The 2,500-nt window shown below is 55.0% G+C and carries 2 tRNA genes and 2 rRNA genes; all 4 read right to left on the reverse strand.

The annotated features are described in order from the left end of the window. Window positions 1-295 (reverse strand): 23S ribosomal RNA (locus C665_RS19230); the annotation flags it as partial. Window positions 296-584: 289 nt separating this feature from the next. Continuing rightward, window positions 585-660, reverse strand: a tRNA-Ala gene (locus tag C665_RS19235). 22 nt (window positions 661-682) lie between these two features. Then, window positions 683-759: transfer RNA gene (locus C665_RS19240), tRNA-Ile, on the reverse strand. Between the two features lie 71 nt (window positions 760-830). Then, window positions 831-2,369: ribosomal RNA gene (locus tag C665_RS19245) — 16S ribosomal RNA — on the reverse strand. Between the last annotated feature and the right edge of the window lie 131 nt (window positions 2,370-2,500).

A 2,500-nucleotide genomic window follows, 5' to 3' on the forward strand; every position in this document is an offset into this window, starting at 1 on the left:
GTTTTGCTAAGCTGATGGTTTAGTCGTGCAGGCTCTTCCGTGTTCGCTCGCCACTACTTACGGAATCTCGGTTGATTTCTTTTCCTCGAGCTACTTAGATGTTTCAGTTCGCTCGGTTCGCCTCTACACACCTATGTATTCAGTGTGAGATGACCCTTGCGGGCCGGGTTTCCCCATTCGGACATCGTGGGATCAATGCTCTATTGCCAGCTCCCCCACGCTTTTCGCAGGCTTACACGTCCTTCATCGCCTGTGATCGCCAAGGCATCCACCACATGCACTTAGTCGCTTGATCCTATAACCTTGGACCCTCTTCGATGTTGCCATCCCGAAGGCCCGCGTACAGGAACGAACTCGTTTGTGCGATCCAGCCTGCGCTGACAAGCTCAGCCTGGATCGATGCAATCACACAACTTGCAGTACGCACCGGCTCGGTACGTACTACACTTCTTCCACTTTGTTAAAGAGCAAACCTCTACGCGCGACAGCCGAAGCTGCCGACCAAGAAGTAAGAGATGACGACGCCACGATCTTCGAGCGCCATCGACATCTCTTACTTCTCGAACCTGTTGCTTGGACAGTCCTGGTGGAGCTGGTCGGGATCGAACCGACGACCTACGGCTTGCAAAGCCGCCGCTCTCCCAGCTGAGCTACAGCCCCCCTGTCTCGAGCAACCCTTGATTGGTGGGTCTGGTTGGGTTCGAACCAACGACCCCCGCCTTATCAAGACGGTGCTCTAACCAGCTGAGCTACAGACCCTCATCCGAGGCTCTTCTCGCCTGAACAACCGATAAGTTGTGGATACTTGGCCATCATGGCCTGATCTCTTGAAAGGAGGTGATCCAGCCGCACCTTCCGATACGGCTACCTTGTTACGACTTCACCCCAGTCATGAATCTCACCGTGGTAAGCGCCCTCCCGAAGGTTAAGCTACCTACTTCTGGTGAAACCCACTCCCATGGTGTGACGGGCGGTGTGTACAAGACCCGGGAACGTATTCACCGCAGCATGCTGATCTGCGATTACTAGCGATTCCGACTTCACGTAGTCGAGTTGCAGACTACGATCCGGACTACGATCGGCTTTAAGGGATTGGCTCCACCTCGCGGCTTGGCAACCCTCTGTACCGACCATTGTATGACGTGTGAAGCCCTACCCATAAGGGCCATGAGGACTTGACGTCATCCCCACCTTCCTCCGGTTTGTCACCGGCAGTCTCACTAGAGTGCCCAACCAAATGATGGCAACTAGTGACAAGGGTTGCGCTCGTTGCGGGACTTAACCCAACATCTCACGACACGAGCTGACGACAGCCATGCAGCACCTGTGTTCTGGCTCCCGAAGGCACCCTCGCCTCTCAGCAAGGTTCCAGACATGTCAAGGGTAGGTAAGGTTTTTCGCGTTGCATCGAATTAATCCACATCATCCACCGCTTGTGCGGGTCCCCGTCAATTCCTTTGAGTTTTAACCTTGCGGCCGTACTCCCCAGGCGGTCGACTTCACGCGTTAGCTGCGTCACTCAGTGCATTGCTGCTCCGAACGACTAGTCGACATCGTTTAGGGCGTGGACTACCAGGGTATCTAATCCTGTTTGCTCCCCACGCTTTCGTGCATGAGCGTCAGTACAGGCCCAGGGGGCTGCCTTCGCCATCGGTGTTCCTCCTGATCTCTACGCATTTCACTGCTACACCAGGAATTCCACCCCCCTCTGCCGTACTCTAGCCTTGCAGTCACAAACGCAGTTCCCAGGTTAAGCCCGGGGATTTCACATCTGTCTTACAAAACCGCCTGCGCACGCTTTACGCCCAGTAATTCCGATTAACGCTCGCACCCTACGTATTACCGCGGCTGCTGGCACGTAGTTAGCCGGTGCTTCTTAGTCCGGTACCGTCATCCATGGCCTATGTTAGAGACCACGATTTCTTCCCGGCCGAAAGAGCTTTACAACCCGAAGGCCTTCTTCACTCACGCGGCATGGCTGGATCAGGCTTGCGCCCATTGTCCAAAATTCCCCACTGCTGCCTCCCGTAGGAGTCTGGGCCGTGTCTCAGTCCCAGTGTGGCGGATCATCCTCTCAGACCCGCTACGGATCGTCGCCTAGGTGAGCCTTTACCTCACCTACTAGCTAATCCGACATCGGCCGCTCCAATCGCGCGAGGTTCCGAAGAATCCCCCGCTTTCCCCCTCAGGGCGTATGCGGTATTAGCGTAGCTTTCGCTACGTTATCCCCCACGACATGGGCACGTTCCGATGCATTACTCACCCGTTCGCCACTCGCCGGCAGGCCGAAGCCCCCGCTGCCGTTCGACTTGCATGTGTAAAGCATGCCGCCAGCGTTCAATCTGAGCCAGGATCAAACTCTTAAGTTCAATCCAGCAAAGTACTCAAAATACTGACTTACATCAGCATGAGCACCAATCATTGTGATACCTATGCGACCAAAGTCGCCGACCACAACAACCAAGCACCCACACTTATCGGTTGTCCAAGTTTTTAAAGA

The sequence above is a fragment of the Thauera aminoaromatica S2 genome, from assembly GCF_000310185.1.
Classification (GTDB): Bacteria; Pseudomonadota; Gammaproteobacteria; order Burkholderiales; family Rhodocyclaceae; genus Thauera; species Thauera aminoaromatica.